The following is a 1,701-nucleotide window of genomic DNA, read 5'->3' as shown; positions in this document are numbered from 1 at the left end:
CTCCACCGGCACCGCGGCGCCCGCGCCCGCCGCAGCGCCGAGGCAGAGGGTCATGGTGTAGAGGCCGGTCATCAGCCCGCCGCTGCCGGAAAAGTCGCGCTTCACCAGTGCCGGCAGCAGCACGTTGTCGAGGCCGATCCCGATTGCGGCGAGCGCCGTCCCGGCGAACAGGGGCACGAGGCCGCCGAGTCCCCGGAGCGTCAGGCCCGCGGCCAGGATCGTGGCTCCGACCAGCACGGCGAGGTCGGGCCCGATCCGGCGGATCAGCGGCGCCGCCAGGGCGCACGCGATACCCAGGCACAGGACCGGCAAGGTGGTGAGGATTGCCGCGCCGCCGGCGCTGAGCCCGGTGCTCTCGCGGATGGTCGCCAGCAGCGGCCCGATCGTGCTGAGCGCCGGGCGCAGGTTGAACGCCACCAGCATCAGCGCGAGGCCGAGCAGGATCCGGCCCGGGGCCGTGCGCTCGGGGCTCATGCCCGCAACCGGGCGGTGAGGGCGCCGCCCAGGCAGGCGGCGAGCATCAACGCGAAGGCGGCGTCCCCGAACTGACCATACAGGGTGCCGCCCACGATGCGGGTGGGCAGGTCGGCATCGAGCCAGGTTTCCGTGTCGAGGGCGGTCTGCGCGACGATGCGGCCGTGCGGATCGATCACCGCGGAGATTCCGGTGTTGGCGTCGCGCACCAGAGGTAGCCCTTCCTCGACCGCGCGCAGCCGAGCCTGGGCCAGGTGCTGGCGGGGCCCGGGCGTGTCGCCGAACCAGGCATCGTTGGTGACATTCAGGATCAGCCCGGGCGGGCGCGGCACCGAAGCGGCCGTCGCCGGCAGGATCGCGTGCGGGAAAATCGCCTCGTAGCAGATCGTCGCCGCCACCGGGGGAAGGCCCGGCACGGTCAGGATCCGCTGGGCCGCGAGCGTACCGGCCGAGAAGCCTCCGGGGATCGCCACGAACTGGCGCAGGCCCGACGCCCGGAGCGCCGCGTCGAGGGGCGCCGGCAGGTACTCGCCGAACGGGACGAGATGGACCTTGTCGTAGCTGTCCGAGATCCTGCCGTCCGCCCCGATCACCATCACGGCGTTGAAGTAGCGCAGGCGTTCGCCGGGCAGGGGTTCCTCCGCCCGGGCCGCCCCGGTGATCAAGTGCTGCCCGGGCTTGAGGCCGGCCGCGACCTTCGCCAGGGCGTCGGGATCGCGCTGGATCAGGAACGGGAAGGCCGATTCCGGCCAGACGATATGGGTCGGCTCGGGCTCGCCCCCCTCGGTCGGGCGCTGGCTCAGCTCGATGTAGCGGTCGACGATGTCGGCACGGTTCTCGGGCCTGAACTTGGCGTCCTGCGGCAGGTTCGGCTGGACGAGGCGCAGGCGGACGCCGGTCACCACCGGGTCGGGCGGGCCGAGTTGCAAGGCCCCGTAGAGCGCCATCCCGACGAGGGCGATCGCGGCGGCCGCGCTCGGGCCGAACCGGCTGCGCGGGTGCGAGCCCGTGGCCAGGGTCGCGGGCGCGGCGCAGATCAGGACCGCCAGGATGGTCAGGCCGTAGAGGCCGATCGCGGCGCCCCATTGCAGCGTCCAGAGGTTCTGGGCGAGCGCCATCCCGAGGGTGTTCCAGGGGAAACCCGTGAACAGGTGTCCGCGCAGCCACTCGGCCGCGCCGATCCCGAACGCGAGGGCGGCGATGCGGGCCGGGCCGCGCGCCCAGAGC

The 1,701-nt window shown here is 73.4% G+C and carries 1 protein-coding gene and 1 pseudogene; both read right to left on the bottom strand.

Annotation, left to right across the window (positions count from 1 at the left end; genetic code table 11):
- Positions 1-474, bottom strand: a pseudogene (locus FV228_RS28905) (cyanate transporter); the annotation flags it as partial.
- A partial coding sequence (gene lnt / locus FV228_RS28900) for an apolipoprotein N-acyltransferase (RefSeq protein ID WP_147857610.1) occupies positions 471-1,701 on the bottom strand: 1,231 nt, incomplete at its 5' end. The pseudogene FV228_RS28905 and the gene lnt, both read right to left, overlap by 4 nt.

Origin of the sequence: Methylobacterium sp. WL18 (genome assembly GCF_008040015.1) — a bacterium.
GTDB lineage: Bacteria > Pseudomonadota > Alphaproteobacteria > Rhizobiales > Beijerinckiaceae > Methylobacterium > Methylobacterium mesophilicum.
This window is presented reverse-complemented; position numbering and strand designations above follow the sequence as displayed.